The 20,796-nt window shown below is 66.3% G+C and carries 15 protein-coding genes and 1 tRNA gene; 2 read left to right on the top strand and 14 right to left on the bottom strand.

Annotated features, from left to right (window positions below; all coding sequences use genetic code 11):
* The 10 genes from EHV23_RS01340 to EHV23_RS01300 form a co-directional block, all read right to left on the bottom strand.
* Nucleotides 1-1,581, bottom strand: a complete 1,581-nt coding sequence (locus tag EHV23_RS01340; protein ID WP_203228845.1) for a sensor histidine kinase — start codon at nucleotides 1,579-1,581, stop codon at nucleotides 1-3.
* Nucleotides 1,582-1,643: 62 nt separating this feature from the next.
* Entirely contained in the window at nucleotides 1,644-2,360 is a 717-nt protein-coding gene (locus tag EHV23_RS01335) for a response regulator transcription factor (protein ID WP_125094380.1), read from the bottom strand.
* Between the two features lie 100 nt (nucleotides 2,361-2,460).
* Nucleotides 2,461-2,946: a DUF2269 family protein gene (locus EHV23_RS01330; RefSeq protein WP_125094379.1), complete on the bottom strand. Its 486-nt coding sequence runs from the start codon at nucleotides 2,944-2,946 to the stop codon at nucleotides 2,461-2,463.
* Between the two features lie 103 nt (nucleotides 2,947-3,049).
* The gene (locus EHV23_RS01325) at nucleotides 3,050-3,373 is read right to left on the bottom strand and encodes a Spy/CpxP family protein refolding chaperone (RefSeq protein WP_158615775.1); all 324 of its coding nucleotides are present in this window, start codon (nucleotides 3,371-3,373) and stop codon (nucleotides 3,050-3,052) included.
* A gap of 503 nt (nucleotides 3,374-3,876) precedes the next feature.
* Complete coding sequence (locus EHV23_RS15455) at nucleotides 3,877-4,035, bottom strand: hypothetical protein (protein WP_203228844.1); 159 nt, start codon at nucleotides 4,033-4,035, stop codon at nucleotides 3,877-3,879.
* 27 nt (nucleotides 4,036-4,062) lie between these two features.
* Nucleotides 4,063-5,454: a class II fumarate hydratase gene (fumC, locus tag EHV23_RS01320; RefSeq protein ID WP_125094377.1), complete on the bottom strand. Its 1,392-nt coding sequence runs from the start codon at nucleotides 5,452-5,454 to the stop codon at nucleotides 4,063-4,065.
* 299 nt (nucleotides 5,455-5,753) lie between these two features.
* On the bottom strand, nucleotides 5,754-5,951 hold the full coding sequence (locus tag EHV23_RS01315; protein WP_125094376.1) for a hypothetical protein: 198 nt from the start codon (nucleotides 5,949-5,951) through the stop codon (nucleotides 5,754-5,756).
* Between the two features lie 192 nt (nucleotides 5,952-6,143).
* The gene (locus tag EHV23_RS01310) at nucleotides 6,144-6,815 is read right to left on the bottom strand and encodes a DUF4136 domain-containing protein (RefSeq protein WP_158615774.1); all 672 of its coding nucleotides are present in this window, start codon (nucleotides 6,813-6,815) and stop codon (nucleotides 6,144-6,146) included.
* Between the two features lie 126 nt (nucleotides 6,816-6,941).
* Complete coding sequence (locus tag EHV23_RS01305; RefSeq protein ID WP_125094374.1) at nucleotides 6,942-7,328, bottom strand: H-NS histone family protein; 387 nt, start codon at nucleotides 7,326-7,328, stop codon at nucleotides 6,942-6,944.
* A gap of 926 nt (nucleotides 7,329-8,254) precedes the next feature.
* Nucleotides 8,255-8,331, bottom strand: a tRNA-Ile gene (locus EHV23_RS01300).
* Nucleotides 8,332-8,775: 444 nt separating this feature from the next.
* Here EHV23_RS01300 and EHV23_RS01295 point away from each other — a divergent pair.
* Nucleotides 8,776-11,166, top strand: coding sequence for a Tex family protein (locus tag EHV23_RS01295; protein ID WP_125094373.1), 2,391 nt, complete (start codon nucleotides 8,776-8,778; stop codon nucleotides 11,164-11,166).
* A gap of 197 nt (nucleotides 11,167-11,363) precedes the next feature.
* On the opposite strand, the gene EHV23_RS16340 is transcribed toward EHV23_RS01295, so the two are convergent.
* Genes EHV23_RS16340 through EHV23_RS16335 form a run of 3 tightly spaced genes read right to left on the bottom strand, consistent with a single transcriptional unit; the run spans nucleotide 11,364 to nucleotide 15,562 of the window.
* Nucleotides 11,364-13,208, bottom strand: a complete 1,845-nt coding sequence (locus EHV23_RS16340) for a carbohydrate ABC transporter permease (RefSeq protein WP_125094372.1) — start codon at nucleotides 13,206-13,208, stop codon at nucleotides 11,364-11,366.
* Between the two features lie 13 nt (nucleotides 13,209-13,221).
* A complete protein-coding gene (locus EHV23_RS01285; RefSeq protein ID WP_125094371.1) occupies nucleotides 13,222-14,379 on the bottom strand; it encodes an ATP-binding cassette domain-containing protein in 1,158 nt (385 codons plus the stop codon).
* Between the two features lie 13 nt (nucleotides 14,380-14,392).
* Entirely contained in the window at nucleotides 14,393-15,562 is a 1,170-nt protein-coding gene (locus EHV23_RS16335; protein WP_125094370.1) for an ATP-binding cassette domain-containing protein, read from the bottom strand.
* 240 nt (nucleotides 15,563-15,802) lie between these two features.
* Here EHV23_RS16335 and ypfJ point away from each other — a divergent pair, with 240 nt between their 5' ends.
* Entirely contained in the window at nucleotides 15,803-16,720 is a 918-nt protein-coding gene (gene ypfJ / locus EHV23_RS01275) for a KPN_02809 family neutral zinc metallopeptidase (protein ID WP_125094369.1), read from the top strand.
* A gap of 7 nt (nucleotides 16,721-16,727) precedes the next feature.
* On the opposite strand, the gene EHV23_RS01270 is transcribed toward ypfJ, so the two are convergent.
* The gene (locus EHV23_RS01270) at nucleotides 16,728-20,639 is read right to left on the bottom strand and encodes a pilus assembly protein (RefSeq protein WP_158615773.1); all 3,912 of its coding nucleotides are present in this window, start codon (nucleotides 20,637-20,639) and stop codon (nucleotides 16,728-16,730) included.
* Nucleotides 20,640-20,796: the final 157 nt, after the last annotated feature.

The raw sequence follows: 20,796 nt of genomic DNA, 5'->3' as shown, positions 1-20,796 counted from the left end.
TCATTGTGACTCTCGTGCATCGGGATCGGGAGGCAGCCAGGCGCGCACCCGCAACCCGGGATGCGCATTTTCCAAGGTAAGCCGGCCACCGTGGGCCTGGGCCACCAGGCGGCACAGATAGAGCCCCAGCCCCACACCACCGGCGTGGCGTGAACGCGCTGCATCGGGACGATGGAAGGGTTCGGCCAGCTTCGAGAGCTGTTCCTCGGGCACACCCGGCCCCCAGTCCCGAACTTCGATGACACAGCCGCCCGTGGGAATCCTGTCGATCCGCACCATGGCAATGGCATCCATGTCCGGTGCCACCGTATGGCCGGGGCCGGCTGCCGTATTGGTCGTAGCGATTCCGCCTTCATCAGGCATGGTGCTTCCAAACGCACCCTTCTTGTCGGAATCATGCCCTCCTCCACCATGTCGCACGGCATTTTCCAGCAGGTTGCGCAGCAGCAGGCGAAGACGGGTGGCATCCAGCCACTGTGGCGGCAGCTCCGGCAGTACATGAAGCGCGACCTGTACGCCAGGGTGGCGCTTCTGCAGCTCGGCGATAACACCGCGGGCCACGACGGCCAAGTCCAGACTTTCCCGCTGCAGAGCGACATGGCGGTCGGACAGGCGCTCGCTTTCCAGCAGATCCTCCACCAGGGCAGACATCTCCCGCAGGTCACGCAGCAGGGCCTCGCGTTGCGGCTGCACGTCGGGGTCGTCCTCGGACAGCAGCTCGGTGTGCAGACGCGCGCGGGTCAGCGGGCTGCGCATCTCGTGGCTGATAGCCAGCAGCAGGCTGCGCTTGGCATCCAGCATCTGCCGGATGTCCTCGCCCATGGTGTTGAGCGTCGTGGCCAGCTCGCCCAGCTCCCCGTGCCGCCGGGTCCAGGAAGCCGGAATGGGGTCGTCGAAGTTGCCCTGGCCGAAGCGGCGGGCACCGGCGCTGATGGCATCCAGCGGCCTGAGCGTGCGGCGCACGTACCACCAGGCCAGCAACGTCAGCAGCAGCAGCGCGGTCAACCCCCGGGCCAGCGGGTCCGAGCCATCATGCCGTGCCAACATGGCATGGCGGTCGATGCCGAACACGAGCTGATGCCCATCGGGCGTCGAGCGCTCGGTGATCTGCCTGATCTGCTGCCAGCCGGGGGGCTCGTCGGCCCATCCCCTCCCATCCCCGACACGGGCACTATGATGCCCCGTCCCGCGCTCATCATGACGTTCTGTTCCGGACATGGGTCCATCCCACGATGGCCAACCCTCCCGCACACCGTCACCCTCATGCCCCCAGTCATGTCGAGGCTCCTGGGGGTGCGATGCCCATCGGATGACCGGTCCCTCGATGCGCACCGTCACCGGCAGGCGCTGCACCAGTGCACGGGCGCGTTCAACACTGGGATGGCCATCAACCGTGATCTCCTCGGCCAGACGGTCGACATAATCGACCAGCAGCGGCTGGGCTGCCAGCTGCCAGCGCGTGGCCACCACCTGCCGCATGGCGCCGATGAACACGACCATCAGCGCCGCTGCCAACACCAGAAACACCAGCACCATGCGCAGCTTGATCGAGAACGCCAGGCGTGCCGGAAGACCGCGCACGCCGGCAAGGAAGCTTCTCGTGAAGGCGCGCCCCCGGGCAAGCCAACTCCTGGCGGCCTGCATCATGCCTCCTGCCGCCGCAGTGCCAGTGCATAGCCGACATTGCGCAACGTCTTGATGGCCACCAATGGCTCCAGCTTTCGACGCAGACGGCTGACAACGATATCCACGGCCCGACTGTAGAGATCCACCTCATGGCCTCGCAGCCGGCCCAGGATGTCGTCACGGCTGAAGACGCGGCCCGGCTCGCGGGCCAGCATCAGCAGCAGTTCATATTCGGTGCCAGTCAGCGCCACTTCCTCGTCGTGACGCAGCACACTGCGCCGGACGGGATCGATCACCAGCCCCTCGAAACGCAGCACCGAGGCATCCTCAGGGTGCACGCCAGCAGAATCCGCGCCGCCCCCCGAAGAGGCTGCGCGGAACCGCCGCAGCACCGTCTGCACCCGTGCCACCAGCTCGCGGGGCTCGAAGGGCTTGGGCAGGTAGTCGTCGGCCCCCATTTCCAGGCCTACCACGCGGTCGGTCAGCTCTCCACGCGCCGTCAACATGATGATCGGCACCTGGCTGCCCTTCCGGATCTGGCGGCAGACCTCGAAACCGTCCATCCCCGGCAGCATGATGTCGAGAATCGCCGCATCGAAATTGCCCTCCTGAAGCCGCGCCAGCCCCTTTGAGGGCGTGAACGCCTGCTCAAGTACCAGATCGAAACGCTTGAAGTACATGGCCAGCGGAGGCCCCAGCTGTTCGTCATCGTCGATCAGCAGCACGCGATTCATGGATTTATTCCTGGATGACAGAGAACGTCTGGACGGCCCCGCATCATCGGCCCCGCCCCGGCAAGACCACAAAAGGCGCGGAAGCGGCTCCGACACAGGGTCAGCTGCGCTTTCGCGCCCACTTGGGTTTGGCGACCCCCAGGCCGGTGATGATCAGGATCAGCAGGACGTTAACTGCCCCACCAATGTCCTCAAAGCGATTTGCCGCCACGATTTTCTCCACGTTGGCCACCATGTCTGTCGAGGCGAGCGCCATCATCTCGGCGCCGGCAGGCAGCACCACGACAAAGGCAATCAACGTGACCATCACGGCAAGCCCCATATGCACGCCAAGCCAACGGCTGTTCTTCACCGACCAGCCCATCAGCCACAGGCCGACGCCACTGGCCAGGACCAGCACAAGACCCGGCACCGTAAGAAACTGCGTGGCAGCCGCGATATGCTCACGGGCTGCCAGAAACCGGTCGCCACTCACGGGACCGCCGCCAAGGCTCCCGGCCACGATGTGCCCGAAGATGGATCCCAGAAACAGGACAAGACCCATCAGGTGCAATACCTTCAGAGAAGAGTAGATGAAACGACGCATGATGGAAATCTCCCTTGGGGACGAAAAACCTCGGGAAGGCAGCGCAGCACCGTCATGCGTTGACACGGATTGATCGATGCCGCGCACCCCTGTCAATGGTTGTTTATTTCCGGTCGCCGAAACGATCCCTCAGCTTCTCGCGCACGACCCGCTGCTGCCCGGCATCCAGGCTGTCATAGAAGCTCGCCATGGCATCCACCACTTTCGGGCTATGCTGCTGCACGGTCTGCAGTTTCTGGTCGACCATGCTCTGGGCCTTGACCCGGTCGAAGCGCTCGCCGGCAATCACCTGCTGCAGGTCTGCGGCCATGCCCTGTCTCTCACCCCAGAGCGCCTGACGCTGCTCATCCAGCTGGTCAGCCAGAACTTCCAGCTTGGCCCGCTGCCCCACATTCAAGGACAGCGCCTGACTGACCCGCTCCACCATGTAGGCACGCCGCTGGGCAGAGTCCTCTCCACGCCAGTGCGATCCGCAAGGACCAGGCCCACCCCAAGGACCAGGGCCACCCCAGGGGTCTGTCCCCCGGCAACCACATGCCGCCACGGCGGAAGTCACCAGCACCACGGCCGTCAGACCAACCAGAACTCGTTTGATTCCCATGATGTCACCTCTTCAGGATCTGCCGGACCATGGCGCCATCTCGTCGGCACTCATGTCTGTCCGGATCCCGTCATGCCCGGAAGAACCGGCATTCAACACGTGCGGGCGGAAGTGCCCGGGCACGCTGAACATGGGAGACATGTTCGGGCAACCCGCCAAACCGATCATCTCGTTGCGGTGGCGTTTCTTTTCGTTTTGTTTCGACGCCCGGCAGCCCCGGTACACCGCCCTTCAACAAAAAAACCGGAACGCCCCCAACGGGAAACGTTCCGGTCGCCCATCGGCATCAGGGCCGATGGGATGGAGGGACCAACGGGCGCTTCAGCCGATCAGGGCTGCTGCAGGTGGCCCGGACCGCCCGGGCCGCCGTGTCCACCGCCACCAGGGCCAGGTCCGGGACCCCACGGGCCGCAGCAGGCCCCCAGGGTGCCCAGCACCAGCAGGGCGGCACTCAGGCGCATGACCTTGCGTTGCAGGTTGCTCTTCATGGATTTCCTCCAGGGAATGGTAAAGAATCAGCCCACCATCTTCTCGGGCCGGACCCATTCGTCGAACTGTGCCTCGGTGACAAAGCCCAGCGCCAGGGCAGACGCCTTCAGCGTGGTGCCTTCCTTGTGCGCCTTCTTGGCAATCTGGGCCGCCTTGTCATAGCCGATGTGCGGGTTCAACGCCGTCACCAGCATCAGCGACTGCTCCATCAGCTGGTTGATGCGCGCACGGTTGGGCTCGATGCCGACGGCGCAGTTGTCGTTGAAGCTACGGGCACCGTCAGCCAGCAGCCTGACCGATTGCAGCAGGTTGTGCACGATCATCGGCCGGTAGACGTTCAGCTCGAAGTTGCCGCTGGCACCGCCAATGTTGACGGCCACGTCGTTGCCGAAGACCTGCGCACAAGCCATGGTCAACGCTTCACACTGCGTGGGGTTGACCTTGCCCGGCATGATCGAGCTGCCCGGCTCATTCTCGGGGATGGAGATCTCGCCCAGACCCGAACGCGGGCCGCTGGCCAGCCAGCGCACGTCGTTGGCCAGCTTGAAGAGTGAGGCGGCGATGGTCTTGAGCACGCCGTGGGTCGCCACCTGTGCATCGGCGGCAGCCAGCGCCTCGAACTTGCTGGGCGCGGTCTTGAAAGGCACGCCCGTCAGGCGGGCAATCTCGGCCGCCACCTTCACGGCGAACTCGGGGTGAGCGTTGAGGCCCGTACCCACGGCCGTACCGCCCTGGGCCAGCTCCTGCAGGTGCGGCAGCACGTCTTCCAGGTGCTTCAGGCCGTGGTCCAGCTGGGCCACGTAGCCCGAGAACTCCTGCCCTAGCGTGAGCGGCGTGGCGTCCTGCAGGTGGGTACGGCCGATCTTGACGATGTCCTTGAAGGCCTCGGACTTGGCCTTAAGGGTGTCGCGCAGCTGTTTCAGCGACGGGATGAGGTTCTTGTGGATGGCCACGGCCGCAGCCACGTTCATGGCCGTGGGGAACACGTCGTTGGAGGACTGGCCCCGGTTCACGTCGTCATTGGGGTGAATCTTGCGCGATTCGCCGCGCTCGCCGCCCATCAGCTCGCTGCCGCGGTTGGCCAGAACCTCGTTGAGGTTCATGTTGGTCTGAGTCCCCGAACCGGTCTGCCAGACGGCCAGCGGGAATTCACCATCATGCTTGCCGGCCAGCACCTCGTCGGCGGCCGTCTCGATGGCCTTGGCCTTGTCGGCTGCCAGTTGCCCCAGTCCGGCGTTGACCGTGGCGGCCGCACGCTTGACGGTGGCCAGCGCCCGGATCAATTCGGGCGACTGCTTTTCGGTGGAAATCTTGAAGTTCTGCAGCGAACGCTGTGTCTGCGCGCCCCACAGGCGGTCGGCGGGAACGGCGATCTCGCCGAAGGTGTCGCGCTCCATGCGCACGGATCCGGTCGTCATGGGAAATCTCCTCGGGTGTATTGAAAATCGAAACACCCGTACTATAGCGCGGTTATTTCCCCCGGGTCGGCTGGATGACACGGCAGAGTGGGCTGAACACGTATCAGTGTTTACCCTGACATCCGTCAGGACGCTTCGTGCCAAAGCACGTTGCAAAAGGCCCTGCGCTCCCGGATCTGCATGTCTGGGCCCGACCAGGCAGACAGAAGCAATGGCTTGATGACGGGTACGGCCAGCCCGGCTGGACAGGAAATTGCCTGGCCGGCCGATACCAGCGAAACGGCCGGCCGGGCCGCCCCTCAGCGCGGCAGCGTGATGTAGTCTTCGAGCGCAAACGGCGGGCGGGAATCCATCCAGTTCTTCACCACGAAGGACAGCGGGCGGTCGCCCCAGCCCATGGCCAGTCCGAAGGCACAGATCTGTTCGAAGGTGAACTGCGAACCGACGATGGCGGACGGTTCGTCGGTCAGGACGGGCTTTTGCGTAACCTCGGACATGATCGGTTCGGGCAGGCTCGCACCTGGCAGCAGTTGAGAACGGCGCCAAGGCTACCGTCCTGCCCTGCCCTGCCCAAGACCATCCCCGCTGCCGGTCCACCGCGCCTGACTGGCGGCCTGCGCCGGCGTCAACCTGCCACGCACCCGGCTTCGCTGGTGGCGGGCTCAGCCCCTCGCGGGGGCTGTCGCACATCAGGGTTTCAGGCTGACGTTGACCGTCTTGCCGTTCTGTCCCGGAAAATCAGCGAACAGCGCATCGATCATGGCGGGCATCAGCGGCGCCACGGCAGCCGAGGAACCCTGCGTGACCAGCGTGGATTCATAGACACGCTGACCGGGTATGCCCCCCTGTGCGCCCCGCATGACCTGCGCCATCTGCACCTGCAGCTGGTGGCGGTAGCGGGTGGTGTCTTCGGAAGACCCACCGATGGGGATGCCCAGGCCAAGCCCCCAGCCCGTGTGGTAACCGCCGCCCACGCCCACCGAGAAGCTGCTGGACGAGCTGCGCGACGACGTGACCGCACCGCCGCTGCGGTATTCGAAATTCACCACCAGCTGGGCCGAGCCGATGTCCTGCACCGGTACCAGCCCGTGTTTTTCGAGGGCAGACTGAACGCGCCGGGCGTAGTCGGCGTATTCGAGGCTGTCGCCCTGCCCTGCCAGCGGCTGGATGACGAAGCGCTGGCCAGCCCAGCCGGCTGCGCTGGCATCCTGCCGGTTGAAGGTGGTGATCTGTGCCGGCGTGGTGGAGGCACATCCCGTCGCCAGAACGGCCAGCCCGAGCACGGCCGCCCCCAGCAGGCGACGGCCGGCAGCCCGGTGAGCCCCGATTGCCCGGGCCGTCCCAACGGCCAGGGGAGCCACGGCAGTGTGGAAAGCCCCGGCAGTCGCGGAACCCCCAACGGCCGAAGGTGCGTCCGCAGCCGGGAGACCCCGGGCCGCGGAGCCAGATGGAAAAATGCGATCGTTCATGCGCATCACAACGCGTGATCAGCCTTCTTCGTCGACGCGGAACTCGTCGATGCTGTGGCCGGCTTCCAGATAGGCGCGCAGCCAGTTGGGCTGCTTGCCACGGCCGGTCCAGGTGTTGCCTTCGTCGTCGCGGTAGCGGATGGGCACGGGCTTGCGCGACACCGAGCCGACCGGACGGCCACGGCGACGCGGCGCGGCGTCCTCGCTGCCCTGGCTGTCGGCTGCCGGCTTGCGGCCGCGACGCGGCGTGCCGTTGGGAGAGAAGAGGTCTTCGGCCGTCAGCTCATAATCGGCAATGGCCTGCCGGATCTGGGCAATGACGCTTTTTCTTTCCCGGTTCTTGATGGCGTCAGCCTGTTTCTGGAGTTTGGCGATTTGCCGGTTGAGATCGATCAAAGAGGCCATCGTGTAAATATCCCTGAAAATGTAGTGTTGCCCCGACAGAAGCCGGATCCGCCCAGGCGTCCGCCTGCGCCCGGAAACAGCCGGATGGCTCCCGTCCAGAGCAGGAGAACCGGCAGGATGCGCGATTCTCCAGACCGTGCGGTGCAACAGAGAATACGCTATTTTTGCCGATTTGCGAACCTTTTGGCATAAAAGCCAAGTGCATACCCTGATGAAGAAATGAAAATACCGCGCTCTGTGTTATGAATCGGTGTGTTCCACAAAGGCTTTTCACCTCATGCCCACACACTGCAGACGTTGCTTCTTCCAAATGAAGTGGGCCAAACTGGCCCATGCCTGCACACTGCGGACGCGTTTCCCTGCTTTTGCGCGGCCCTCGGCCAGCACGCGACCGGAGTCAACGCAAGTACGAAAGCCTGTCCAGCTTTTGCAGAGGCTTCCTGAAACAGGTTATGTGCTCATTCGCCCCCGCATCCCCCTTTGGGTATGCAGGACGAAGCGGCAGGGCCGCAGAATCCGCCATGGCCTCAAGGCCCTGCCGGCAGCAAAAACGGCGTGCACCCTGTGGTTTCGATGATGAAAGGATTTACTGCCGCCACGAAGCGAACGACACCGGGCAGCGCGACACAGGGCAGAGCGGGCAGAACGGACGAAGCGGCACAAGGCAGCGCGGACGGAACGGGCGGCGGCACAAGGCAAAGCGGACAGGACGGGCGGAGCGGCGTCTACGCGGCAGGTTCCGGCGACAACGGAGCCAACAGCAGGGTTATGGTGGCGTATGGCGGCGAATGGCAACGCACCGGATCGCCCAGGATGACCTGGCCCCCGGTTCGGGCCGGATTGGCCATTCGGGCTGGATTGTCCAATCTGCAGGAATTCCGGCAAACCCTGCCAGAGCCAGACAAACCATTGAAACACAAGGAAAATGGTAGGCCGTGCTGGGCTCGAACCAGCGACCAAGGGATTATGAGTCCCCTGCTCTGACCAACTGAGCTAACGGCCCCCGTGACGGCAGGTGCTGTCGCCCTGCCCGTCCAGAGCGCGGAGACGGATGAAGGTCCACGACGCGCTGCAGGCTGGGATTATGGCATATCCACCGGCAGGGCCTGCCCCCTCCCTTTGTGCAGGGCGCATGCATCGGACTCACCGCCTCTCTGGCGTGTCAATGGGGGTGCGTGCATCGGGCCCACACCCTTTCTGGCGTGTCATGGGCGCATTCGTCCCTTTCATCCCATTCGTCCCCTCGATGGTTCCGAATCCATGAACTGACAGGGCACCAAACCAGTATCGTGCCTGTTGGCATTCTGCCAACGCCGGCCATCCCTGCTATGCTGCCGTCCCTTCGGAAAGGCCGCCACCGGAAACATGCCGATGCCGCCGGCGGCCGTCCGGACCCGCGCGCGGCGCGCGCCCTCCCCCTGTCACTGTCTGTCACATCACACTGCCCATGCCATTACCGCTGGAACAACGTCTGGCCACCGAGCTGTCGGTCAGGCCGCAACAGGTGCTGGCGACCATCGCCCTGCTGGACGAAGGCGCCACCGTCCCCTTCATTGCCCGCTACCGCAAGGAAGTCACCGGCAATCTGGATGACACCCAGCTGCGTCACCTGGACGAACGCCTCACCTACCTGCGCGAGCTGGATGCCCGCCGCCAGGCCATCCTGGATTCGATCGACGAACAGGGCAAGCTCACGCCGGACCTGGCCAAGCGCATCGACGAGGCCGACAGCAAGCAGCGGCTGGAAGATCTCTACGCCCCCTACAAGCCCAAGCGCCGCACCAAGGCCCAGATCGCCCGCGAGGCCGGACTGGAGCCGCTGGCCGATGCGCTGCTGGCCAACCCCGCACTGGTGCCCGAAACCGAGGCAGCCGCCTACCTGAAGCCGGCCTTCACCACCCCCGATGGCGACAACCCCGGCGTGGCCGATGCGAAGGCCGCCCTGGACGGCGCCCGCCAGATCCTGATGGAGCGCTTTGCCGAAGATGCCGACCTGGTGGGCCGGCTGCGCGAACACCTGCAGGAGAAAGGGGTGCTGATCTCGAAGGTGGCCCCCGAAAAAACCGAAGCCGGCGCCAAGTTTGCCGATTACTTCGATTATCAGGAGCCGCTGGCCGAGATCCCCTCGCACCGCGCGCTGGCGCTGCTGCGCGGCCGCCGCGAGGAAGTGCTGCAGCTGTCGCTGAAGCTGCCCGACGAGATCGAGGGCGTGGAAGGCCCGGGCTGGTGCGAGCGCACCATTGCCGGCCGCGCGGGCATTGCCGACCAGGGGCGCCCGGCCGATCCATGGCTGCTGCAGACGGTGCGCTGGACCTGGCAGATCAAGCTGGGCTGGCAGATCGAGGGCGAGCTGATCAACATCCTGCGCGAGAAGGCCGAGGAAGAGGCCATCCGCGTGTTCGGCCTGAACGTGAAGGATCTGCTGCTGGCCGCCCCGGCCGGCCGCCGGGTGACGATGGGGCTGGACCCCGGCGTGCGCACCGGCGTGAAGGTGGCCGTGGTGGATGACACCGGCAAGCTGCTGGAAACGGCCACCATCTACCCGCACCAGCCGCGCAACGACTGGACCGGCTCGCTGGCCACGCTGGCGCGTCTGTGCGCCACGCACAAGGTGGCGCTGGTGGCCATCGGCAACGGTACGGCCTCGCGCGAGACCGACAAGCTGGTGGGCGACCTGATGCGTGCCCAGCCGCAGCTGCACCTGACCCGTGCCGTCGTGTCGGAAGCGGGCGCATCGGTATATTCGGCCTCGGAACTGGCCGCCCAGGAGTTCCCGGATCTGGACGTGAGCCTGCGCGGTGCGGTGTCGATTGCCCGCCGCCTGCAGGATCCACTGGCCGAACTGGTCAAGATCGAGCCCAAGGCCATCGGCGTGGGCCAGTACCAGCACGATGTCAGCCAGACCCGGCTGGCAAAGGCGCTGGACGGCGTGGTGGAAGACTGCGTCAACGGCGTGGGCGTGGACCTGAACACGGCCAGTGTGCCGCTGCTCACCCGCATTGCCGGACTGGGACCGTCGCTGGCCGAGAACATCGTCCGTCACCGCGACCAGAACGGCCCCTTCCCCAACCGCAAGGCACTGCTGGACGTGACGCGTCTGGGCGCGAAGGCCTTCCAGCAGTCCGCGGGCTTTCTGCGTGTCCAGGGCGGCGACAACCCGCTGGATGCCTCGGCCGTGCACCCGGAGGCCTATCCGGTGGTGCAGAAGATGCTGGATGACCTCAAGCTCGGCATCAAGGACGTGGTGGGCCAGCGCAGCGTCATCCAGAAGCTGGATCCGGCCCGCTACACCAGCGAGACCTTCGGCCTGCCCACCATCCAGGACATCCTGAAGGAGCTGGAAAAGCCCGGCCGCGATCCGCGCCCCGAGTTCAAAACGGCCAGCTTCCTCGAAGGCGTGGACAGGCTGGAGGACCTGCGTCCCGGCATGACGCTGGAAGGCGTGGTGACCAACGTGGCCAACTTCGGCGCCTTCGTCGACATCGGCGTGCACCAGGACGGCCTCGTGCACATCTCGGCCCTGTCGGACCGCTTCGTGAAGGATCCGCACGAAGTGGTCAAGACCGGTGACGTGGTGAAGGTCAAGGTGCTGGAGGTGGACGTGCGCCGCCAGCGCGTGGCCCTGACCATGCGCATGTCGGACGAGCCCGGTGCCGGCCGGGGTGCCGGCGGCGGCAGTCGCTCCGAGGGCGAGCGCCCCCGCAGCGGCGGCGCCGGCCGTGGCAGCGACCGGGGTGCCCCGCGCCGCGATGGCGGCCGCCCGGGTGGCCGGCCAGCCGAACAGCCGCAGAGCGCGCTGGCCATGGCCTTCGCCTCGGCCCGCAGCAAGGGACGCTGAAATACCGGGGCGCAGGCACTGCGCCAGAACGGTACAGGCCTGACGGTCAAGCAGCAGCATGTCCAGCCCTGACCGTCACGCCGCCAGACCATGCCGGGTGGCGCCGCCCACCCAGCACCCGAAGGCCCGCAGGGCTGGATCATTTCCGGCGCTGCGGGCCTTTCACCCGGCAACGCCCCTTCACTGGCGCGGCGCTTTCAGGCCCCCTGCTTCGCGCGCCCGCGCGGCCGCGGGCCCACCAGCCGGAACAGCGACAGCATGTCGGGCAGCTGTTCGCGCAGGGCGCAGACGGCCAGCATCACCGGCAGCATCACCAGCCAGGCTGCCGCGGCCAGCACCTGCCATTCCGCTCGGTGCACCGCCCCTTCGGCCAGCGGCAGCGCCATCACCGATTCCGACAGCAGCACCACCGACGGCGGCCAGACCACCGACCCCAGCACGCGCGCATACAGGAATTCCATCCAGCCCAGCATGAAGCAGACCAGCAGTGCCCCGCGCAGATGCGGGCGCACCGCCGGCAGCAGCACCTGCCACAGAAAGCGCAGGAAGCCGAAGCCGTCCTGCATGGCCATCTCGTCCAGCGCCACCGGCACCCGCACCATGCCCGCCGCCAGCAGCCACACCGACAGCGGCACGGCAAAGGCCAGGTGCGCCACCCCCACCGCATAGGGCATACCCAGCCAGCCCAGCAGCTCGTTGACGTGGATCAGCGGCAGCGCCAGCACCACGGTGGGCATGAACAGGCTGAACAGCAGCAGCACCGTCATCAGCCGGTCGCCCGCCAGCAGGCGGCGCGACCACGCATAGGCCATCGGCACGGCCAGCAGCACGGCCACGGCCGCCGTCAGCAGTGCCCGCACACCGGTACGCAGCAGGCTGGAACGCCAGACCGAATCGTCCAGCACCGCCATGAAGTGCGCCAGCCCGTAGCCGGTTCCTTCGGGCGTCATCACCTGCAGGGCCATGACGGCCAGCCACACCAGCGGCGCCACCCCCGCCACGGCACAGGCCGCCAGCACCAGCCAGCGCAGCAGCCCGCCCAGCAGGCCGCGCCGGCGGCCCAGTGGTTCTTCGGCCGGAACCTCCACCAGACAGCCGGGCAGCTGGCGGTTGCTGGGCCTGTGCAGCAGCAGCCAGGGAATCATCAGCAGGGCCGGCAGCATCAGCAGTGCCTGCAGCAGGGTCAAGCTGGCCGTCAGCTCATAGACCGGCACATTGCCCGTCTGCCCGCCCGCATTGAGCAGCCCCGGCAGCAGCCACGACAGCGGCGCCACCCCGGGCACGCTGCCCGCCACCCCGGCCAGCCACTCCGGCGAACCGGCCAGCAGCGCCAGCGGCCCGCCATCGGCCCGGGCCAGAAAGCGGAAGAAGTTCACGTCCAGCACCGGTCCGGCCATCAGGCGAAACAGCACCCCCAGCCCCAGTGCCCCCCGCAGCCACGGCCACTCCATCAGGCGGAAGGCCGTCCACCGTCCGCCGCCATCGAAGGCCACCGTCTGGTAGCAGACCCGGGGAATGCGGCGCAGCCGCGCCACGCACAGCAGCGCAAACAGCGGTACCCACTGCCACAGGCCGCGCACCAGCACCTGGACGGCGTCGGTGAGCCGCGCCGCGTTCTCGCACAGCAGATCGACCTGACAGGACGGCGGAAAATCCAGCCCCAGCCCCGGCTGGAACAGCCCGCCCCAGCCCATCACCGAGATCACCAGCGGCGAGAACAGCATCACGCCCAGCAGCGTGTGCCATGCCCCGGCCGCCCAGCCACGCAACGGCAGCAGCCGGGCCAGCAACAGGCCCAGCAGGGCCTCCAGCGCAATGGTGCCCGTCAGGCGCAGCGCGTTGAACAGCAGCTCCTGCTGCACGCCCGGGTTCTGCACCAGCATGACCATCATCTGCCAGGCACGCCCCAGCGACCCCGCCGCCTGGCCCCCCAGCAGCTGGACCAGCACCACCAGCGGCAGCAGCCACAGCAGCATCAGCGTGGCCGAGCCGGGCAGCACCAGCCAGACCGGAAACCAGCGCTCGCGATGCAATGCACTCATGTCGCCCGTCCTCTCATTGCACCAGCCGTCCGTCCACGAAGAAAAGGGTATGGCGGTTGATGAACTGCAGCGCCTGGCGCCGCCCCTGCACCGCCCCACCCGCCAGGGCCGCCAGATCGTAGGCGACCGGAGAATCCACCAGAACCTTGGCACACACCGTCACCTCGGTGCCCGGCAGCACACCGTGCATGTGCATCCAGGTGCCGTCGTCCTCGATGGCGGTCAGCACCACCTCGATGCAGCCCTCCTGCCCGGGGCGCCCCAGCACCACGTTCTCGGCGCGAATCGCCATCTCGATGCTGGCCTGCGGAAACTGGGCCTGCAGTTCGGCCAGCCAGAGATCGAGCTGCGGTGGCGAGGGCGGCTGCAGGCCGATGCCGGCAAAGCGCGCCACGCCCTGTTCGGAACGGGCCGGCAGCACGTTCAGGCAGCTGCCCCCCAGCCGGCTGGCCACCGCCATCGTCCGCGGATACTGCAGAAACTCGGCCGGCCGCCCCTGCTGCAGGATGCGCCCGTGGTCCAGCATGGCCCATTCGTCACCCAGCCCCATCACGTCCGGCTGGCCGCGGGTGGTGATCAGGATGCACATCCGGCGGCTGCGCTGCACCTGCCGCAGGCAGCCCACCATGCGGCGCCGGCCCTCCGCGTCCAGAATGCGCAGCGCATCGTCCAGCAGCAAAAGCGCCAGATCGTCGCGCATCAGCGCCCGGCCAATGGCCACCCGCTGCGCCGTGGCCGGCGGCAGCTGGCCTGCCGCCACGTGCAGCACATCCAGCACGCCCAGCAGCGAGGCCATCTCCTGCACCTGCCGCGAGAGCTGCTCGTCCCCCAGCCGCTGGCGACGCAGCGGCCAGGCCAGATTCTCTTCCACCGTCAGTGCCGGATACACCACCGGCATGGCCGGCACCAGCGCCGTGCGCCGCCGCCCGGGGGGCAGGCGCGTCACATCCACCCCATCCAGCACCACCTGCCCGCGCGCCGGCCGGTGCAGCCCGGCCAGCGTCTGCACCAGCAGTGACTTGCCCGACCCGGCATCGCCGAACACCGTGCAGAGACTGCCCTCGTCCAGCATCAGCTCGATGTCCGTCAGCCCGTCCCCACGACGCCCGCCCAGCCAGCGCGGCCAGCGGCTGCCCGACACATCCAGCGACGAAACCCGCAAGAACGCCATCGTCAGTCCGCCCTCAGCGCAACGCAAAAATGGTGGGGCCTTCCACCGTGTCCGGCATGTCGTCCGTTACCGGCACCACCTCGGGCACCCGTCGGACCCGCTCGGTGGCGCGCTCGATCTGCTGCACCAGCGCCCCGGCCCCATCGAACAGATACACCGCCCCCGGATCCGCATACAGCACCACCGACTCGCCCAGCGCCGGCCGCAGCAGCGACGGCGCCATCACCGTCAGGCTGCCCGCCCGCGCGCGGCACTCGATGCGACTGCCATGCACACTGCATTCCACCCGTTCCACCCGCGCCGGGAACGCCAGATCCCCCACACTGCCCTGCAGCCGCAGGTCTTCGGGCCGGATGCCGGCCAGCAGTGCCGGGTCTTCCACGTTCAGCGGCGCCATCAGCATCAGGCTGGGCCCCTGTTCGATGTGCACCACATGATTGACCAGCGTGGCCCGCAGCAGGTTGATGGGCGGATCGCCGAAAACCCGCGCCACATTCAGCGACACCGGACGCAGCAGCACATCGATGGCCCGGGCCTCCTGCTGCTGCAGCCGCCCCTGCGCCACCACCGCCGTATCCCCCCCCAGCGCCAGCGCCACCTGCGAACTGCGCGTGGCCACCGCCACCGCCATGCCCTGCTGCCAGGCCGTGCGGCAGATGGCCGGCAGGTCTTCCAGCAGATGGCCGGCCTCGGCATCGGGCAGCCGCGCCAGGGGATCGTCCAGCAGCAGCAGCGCCGGCCGTGCCGCCAGGGCCCGCGCCAGCGCCAGCCGCCGCTGGCCCACCAGCGACAGCTCGTCCGGCCGCAGCGACAGACAGTCGCCCAACCCTACCGCATGCGCCAGCGTGATCACCTGCTCTTCCAGCAGCTTGCTGCGGGCCAGCCGCAGCGGCACCGCAATGTTGTCCCACACGGAGAAGTCCGGGTAATTGGTGCTGCGACAGTCCACCAGCGCCACCTGGCTGTTGCGCCCGCCATCCAGCGCCACCTCGCGGCCATGCACGTGCAGCCGCCCCGCGTAGGGACGGAGCTGCCCGGCCAGCACCCGGAACAGCGCAGACTTGCCCGCCCCGGCCGGCCCCACGATGGTCAGCGGACCGCCAAAGGGGATGTCGAGCGACAGCGCGCGCAGTACATCCCTGCCCCCGTCCCGCAGACAGATCCGGTCACAGCGAATCGTCATGCCGAAAGAACTTCCCTACCCATGTTGCCCATCATTACAGACCAATTCGTGATTTTTGGCAACTTACGCAACCAATTGCTACAGCACGGCGCAGTTATCATCACGGGCAGATCGTACCCTGAAGCGTGTCATGGGCGCATCCATCCATGACGCACCCTGACCTGTGCGTCCCCCACGAACGACGCCTGCCCGCGGCCTGTCGCCGCCATCCAACACAGTACCCCATTCACGGACCTTCTCATGCGCTGGGAAAACGAACGCGAGAGCACCAACATCGAAGACCGCCGCGGCAACGGTGGCGGCCTGGGCGGCGGCGGTGGCCTGCCCTTTCTGGGGGGCGGCCGGCTGGGCCTGGGCACCATTGCCGTCATCCTCGTCGGGGGCTGGCTGCTGGGCATCAACCCCCTCACGCTGCTGGGCCTGCTCAGCGGCACCGACATGGGCACCCCCACACAGCAGCAGTCGTACGCGCCACAGCAGCAGAGCCGCCAGCAGGGCCAGACCCAGGGCAGCAGCGACCCCGCCAAACGCTTCGTCTCCGTGGTGCTGGGCAGCACAGAAGACGTCTGGTCACGGATCTTCCAGGCCAGTGGCGCGCGCTATACCCCGCCGGGTCTCGTGCTGTTCACGGGGCGCACCGCCACCGCCTGCGGCACCGGCGTCACCGGCGCCGGCCCCTTCTACTGCCCCGGTGACCGCAAGATCTACATCGACCTGGCCTTCAACAGCATCCTGAAGAACCAGTTGGGCGCCGACGGCGACACCGCCCAGGCCTACGTCATCGCCCACGAGGTGGGCCACCACATCCAGAACCTCACCGGCACCCTCCAGAAAATGGAAGAGGCCCGCCGGCGGCTGGACGCACGCAGCTACAACGCCCTCTCCGTGCGCCTTGAGCTGCAGGCCGACTGCTACGCCGGCATCTGGGCCAACCATTCACAGAAGGCCCTCAACTGGTTCGACGCCAACGACATCGCCGAAGCCATGAATGCCGCCAGCGCCGTGGGCGACGACGCCATCCAGCGCAAGGCCGGCGGCTCCGTCAATCAGGAGAGCTTCACCCACGGCAGCTCGCAGCAGCGCCTGGCCTGGTTCCGCATCGGCTACGAAAGCGGCTCGGTGCAGAAGTGCGACACCTTTGCCAATCAGCGGCCGTAAGTAACCCTCACTGGCCGGAACTGCCGTTGAGCGTATCCGGGTCCACCGCCTTGCCGGCGCTGTACGAGTTGTCCGGAATGGCCAGCTCGCGCCACCACCAGCGGTTGGGTGTGGGCAGATTCACACACACCACCGTGGCCTCCTTGGCCGTCAGTGCAATGTTGGTCAGCGTCTGTGCCGGGCACAGGGGCACGGACTGACCCTGCGCCCGGCACGGGTTGGTCGTGCAGGGCTTGGCCGGCTCCTCGGTCAGCACCACCGAACGGCCCGTCCAGTTCTCCACCTTCCAGCCCGACACCGCCAGGTCCTTGTCGTTGATCTTCCCGTCGCGATTGGTGTCGATCACCGCCTTCTTCGACATCCCGCCCGAGAGCGGATCGAGGAACAGCGTAAAGCCCGGCACATCGACCAGATCGGCACACGGATCCTTCGCATAGTCCACGTCCAGCACCGGCGTCATGGTCTCGAACATCACCTGCCCCGACACCAACTGCGGCTGCACGATGTTGCGCAGGCCCTTGTCCTTCATCATCGTCAGCGGCACCTGCCAGCCCCGATGCTGCGTCCAGTCCAGCACCTTCGTCGGGTCGGTCTGCTGCGAGAAGCTTCCGCCCTGCGACAGCGACTGCTCACGCTTGAGCAGTTTCGTGGCATCGAAGGGCTGGCCCTCCTGCCAGACCCACTCCTGCAGCTGCCTGCCCGACAGGGCGCCCGGGCCCGCATTGGTCGAACCGCCCGGCTTCTGCACCAGCACCGAGGCGTCCCACAGGCCATAGGCCGACTGCAGCTCGCGCAGCTTTTCATCGCCCTCCTCGAACAGCTTGCCCGTGGCGGCCAGCACCATCACCCCGCCCCGCGGATGCGTGACCGTGGCCGGTGCCGCCGTGAACGGCCGGCCATTCTCCGATTTGAACATCGGCTTGCCACGGAACGACACCTTCCACTCCGGGGAACGGTGCGATGCCAGGTCGAACTTCCACAGGTTGCCCAGCAAATCACCCGCATAGGCCGCCGTGATCACCCCGTTGCCGTCGCGCAGCAGCTTCACGCCGCCCAGACCGTTGGGAGATTCCTTCGAACCCACCCCTGTGTCCATATCGCGCAGCAGCCGCCCGGTCTTCAGATCCACCACGAAGAGCCGTGCCGTCCCGCTCTTGCTCTCGTAGCCATTGCCGAACACCGCCACCCAGGTGCCGTCACGCAGCACCCCCACCTCGGGCGCCGACAGCACATGACCCAGCTCTTTCAGGCTGTCCCTGTCATGCTCCCACATCAGCGTTTTCGTACCCAGGCCTGCATCGGTCGTGTCCGACATGTTCAGGGCGAACACCGCCGCCGGCCCGGCCCCGGTGGTACCCAGCACCACGTTCTTCCAGCTGCCCTCGAAATACGCATCCGTCTCCACCAGCGGCCCATCCATCAGCAGCCGCTCGTCAGAAACGTTCCGGTTGGCCAGACGGGCCATTTCCTTTGCCACCTCATGGGGCACATAGGCAAAGCGCTCGGCCCCGGTCTGGGCATCGAAGGCATGCACCATGCCCTCGTTGCTGCCCACCATCACCAGCCGCTTGCGGTCCTTGCGGCCCTTCGTGTCCCTGATGTACTGACGGTACAGCGTGCCCAGCGGCACGGTCTTTTCACCGGACGGAGCCGTCAGGTTGGTGGGCAGCGCCCCGTAGCCATGGTTGGTGGCCGCCCCGATGAACACCGGGTTCGAATTGATGATCTGCCCCAGCGCACCACGACGCGCGTTGTACTTGACCGTCTCGTAGTTGCTGTCACCCAGCAGATAGGCCACCAGCTTCCAGCCTTCGGCGGCCTTCTCGGCCTCGGTACCCGAGGTCACCCCTGCCTGCGCCAGCAGCATATCCTTCATATCCTGCGTCAGGTAGTTGGGTTTTTGCTGCGTCCATTCCAGCTTCTGGGCCGTCAGCCCGGCGGATTCCCCCACGATGACATTGCGCCAGCTCCAGTGCGGCATCTTCTCGGCCGCGCCCCATTGACGTACCCCCTCCTTGCCCACGGCACTGATCGCATAGGCCTCCAGATTGCCGGTCCGGCTGCGGGTGGTGAACGACGGCACGAACTTCTGGTTGCTGGTCTGCAGCGCCCGGCTGCTCACCGCCACACCGGCCGTGGTACCCGTACGATCGACGATTTCCGCCAGAATCTGGCGCATCGAGGCCAGAAACTCCGTGCTGTTGTTGACGTTCACGTAGCGGCCGTGGCCGTTGACGGCGGCGTGCCAGAGGTCGTCCAGTGTCTCGGGAGACTCCCCCCCAATCCTTGCCGGCCAGTTCAGCTGGCCGTTGCGGATCTTTTCCAGTGTTGCCCGCTGCTGTTCCGGGGAACCTGCCGGCAACGTGCCTCCCACACCGAAGCTCATCGTGTACATGGTCACGTTCTGCCAGTACGACGGATCACCCGTGCCCGTGGGCACATTGTTGGGAATGCCGGGCTGCAGGTCGCGGTTCCAGAAATACATGGCCAGGTCGCCCAGTGTCTGCGACGTTTCACTGGCAAACCGCTTGCGAATCGGATCGGATTCCTCGTGCGGTTTGTACTGGTAGGCCTTGTTCCTGCCGGAGGCGGGAATCAGCGGGCCATCCACCCAGTCGGCATTCGCCGCGCCAGGTCTTTGCCGGAACAGCTCGTCCTTGTTGCCGTCGTTGTAGGCACCGTCCGTCATCAGGATGTGATAGGAGCGGCGGCAGCTCAGATATCGCGTTCCGTGCTTCTGCGACGTATCGGCCCATGGCCCCTGCGCATCGGTACGCTCGAAATACTTGCCCACCGACATGGTGGCGTTGAGCAGCGGTGTGCCATAGTGCGGCCGCACATCCTTCTGGATCCACTTGAAGAAGGCCTCCTTGTCGATCCCCTCGAAGCGGCGTACGCCCTTCTCGATCACACTCGTGCGCTGGCCATCGACATTGGACTCGCCCTTGTTGATCCGGCCAAAGCCCAGGCGCACATCCCCGCCCACCTGGCGGTAGAAGGCCTCACTCACCGCGCCGGCTGCCAGCAGGTAGCGCATCCGGTGGTACTGGTACCAGTTGGCAAAGTTCTGGTATTCCTGCTCCTGCGTGCAGTGGCGAAGCCCCTTCGACACCTCCGCGCAATCGGTTCGCAGATCCGAACGAACATCGACACCATTGGTTCGCTCGGCAATGATGAAACGCTCGAAGTTTGCCGGACTGGTGGGGTCCAGTTTCTTTTTCGAACCGTTCGGATCGTTCGCACTCTTCAGGCGGAAATACGTAGCCGGATAAACCGTACCCGGCATGTCGTTGCGTGGATAGTATTCGCAGCCGCTGTTATCCCTGCGCAATTCCTTGCAGACGTGATTTGCATGCTCGCCCGTGATGGCCACCTGCCCCACCAGGTTCACCCGCAGCGAATTGTGATTGAAAAAGTAATACGCCGCCTTTGGGTCTGCATTGGGCTCACGCGTACCGTTCGACTTCATCCACGGCAGATACAGCACCTCCGGGTTGTAGTAGAGCGTGTTCACATCCGGCGAGCGCCGGCGCGCCGTCAGCAGACTGTCGGTCCGGTCGGCCAGGGCACCATCCAGTGTGTAGCCGTAGGCGAAGCCTTCCTTCTCCATCACCTTCGGTTCGCTGGGATGGAAGGCCTGCAGCCTGCGCTGCCCGTCATTGTCCGGCAGGAAGTTGTACAGCATCGACCCCGAATCATCCAGCGTGAAGATCACGTTCGGTTCGATGATGGGCGGTGTGGTCACCACCAGCGAGTTCTGGGCCATCTTCGCCTGGGCCGGCAGGCTGCCCATGCAGGCCATCACCACCAGGGCCAGCTGCACGGCACGGCCAGCGGCAGGACGAATGCCCGGGCACACCTGCCCATTGCTACCCTGCTGTACGACCGGATTGCTGTTCTTCATCACATTGGCTGCCATGAACGTCTTCCCGAAGGGAGACATGCCCGAACCCACGCCCGGGCCCATGCCTCCTCGCTGCTGCCCGCACTATCACGCCGGCCGCCGTGGCGCACAAGCGACACCGGACCGCTGCACGCCCTGATTCGACGAACGGCAGGCGGTGCGTTGCCAAACG

Source organism: Lautropia dentalis, from assembly GCF_003892345.1.
In the GTDB taxonomy this organism is placed as follows: domain Bacteria; phylum Pseudomonadota; class Gammaproteobacteria; order Burkholderiales; family Burkholderiaceae_E; genus Lautropia; species Lautropia dentalis.
The sequence above is the reverse complement of the archived record's forward strand: the minus strand, read 5'-3'. Positions and strand labels throughout refer to the sequence as shown.

Bases quoted from the DNA above. Each gene is read 5' to 3' on its own strand.
- EHV23_RS01335 (WP_125094380.1), bottom strand. From the start codon at position 2,360: ATGAATCGCGTGCTGCTGATCGACGATGACGAACAGCTGGGGCCTCCG.
- EHV23_RS01330 (WP_125094379.1), bottom strand. From the start codon at position 2,946: ATGCGTCGTTTCATCTACTCTTCTCTGAAGGTATTGCACCTGATGGGT.
- EHV23_RS01325 (WP_158615775.1), bottom strand. From the start codon at position 3,373: ATGGTGGAGCGGGTCAGTCAGGCGCTGTCCTTGAATGTGGGGCAGCGG.
- EHV23_RS15455 (WP_203228844.1), bottom strand. From the start codon at position 4,035: ATGAAGAGCAACCTGCAACGCAAGGTCATGCGCCTGAGTGCCGCCCTG.
- fumC (WP_125094377.1), bottom strand. From the start codon at position 5,454: ATGACGACCGGATCCGTGCGCATGGAGCGCGACACCTTCGGCGAGATC.
- EHV23_RS01315 (WP_125094376.1), bottom strand. From the start codon at position 5,951: ATGTCCGAGGTTACGCAAAAGCCCGTCCTGACCGACGAACCGTCCGCC.
- EHV23_RS01305 (WP_125094374.1), bottom strand. From the start codon at position 7,328: ATGGCCTCTTTGATCGATCTCAACCGGCAAATCGCCAAACTCCAGAAA.
- EHV23_RS01295 (WP_125094373.1), top strand. From the start codon at position 8,776: ATGCCATTACCGCTGGAACAACGTCTGGCCACCGAGCTGTCGGTCAGG.
- EHV23_RS16340 (WP_125094372.1), bottom strand. From the start codon at position 13,208: ATGAGTGCATTGCATCGCGAGCGCTGGTTTCCGGTCTGGCTGGTGCTG.
- EHV23_RS01285 (WP_125094371.1), bottom strand. From the start codon at position 14,379: ATGGCGTTCTTGCGGGTTTCGTCGCTGGATGTGTCGGGCAGCCGCTGG.
- EHV23_RS16335 (WP_125094370.1), bottom strand. From the start codon at position 15,562: ATGACGATTCGCTGTGACCGGATCTGTCTGCGGGACGGGGGCAGGGAT.
- ypfJ (WP_125094369.1), top strand. From the start codon at position 15,803: ATGCGCTGGGAAAACGAACGCGAGAGCACCAACATCGAAGACCGCCGC.
- EHV23_RS01270 (WP_158615773.1), bottom strand. From the start codon at position 20,639: ATGGCAGCCAATGTGATGAAGAACAGCAATCCGGTCGTACAGCAGGGT.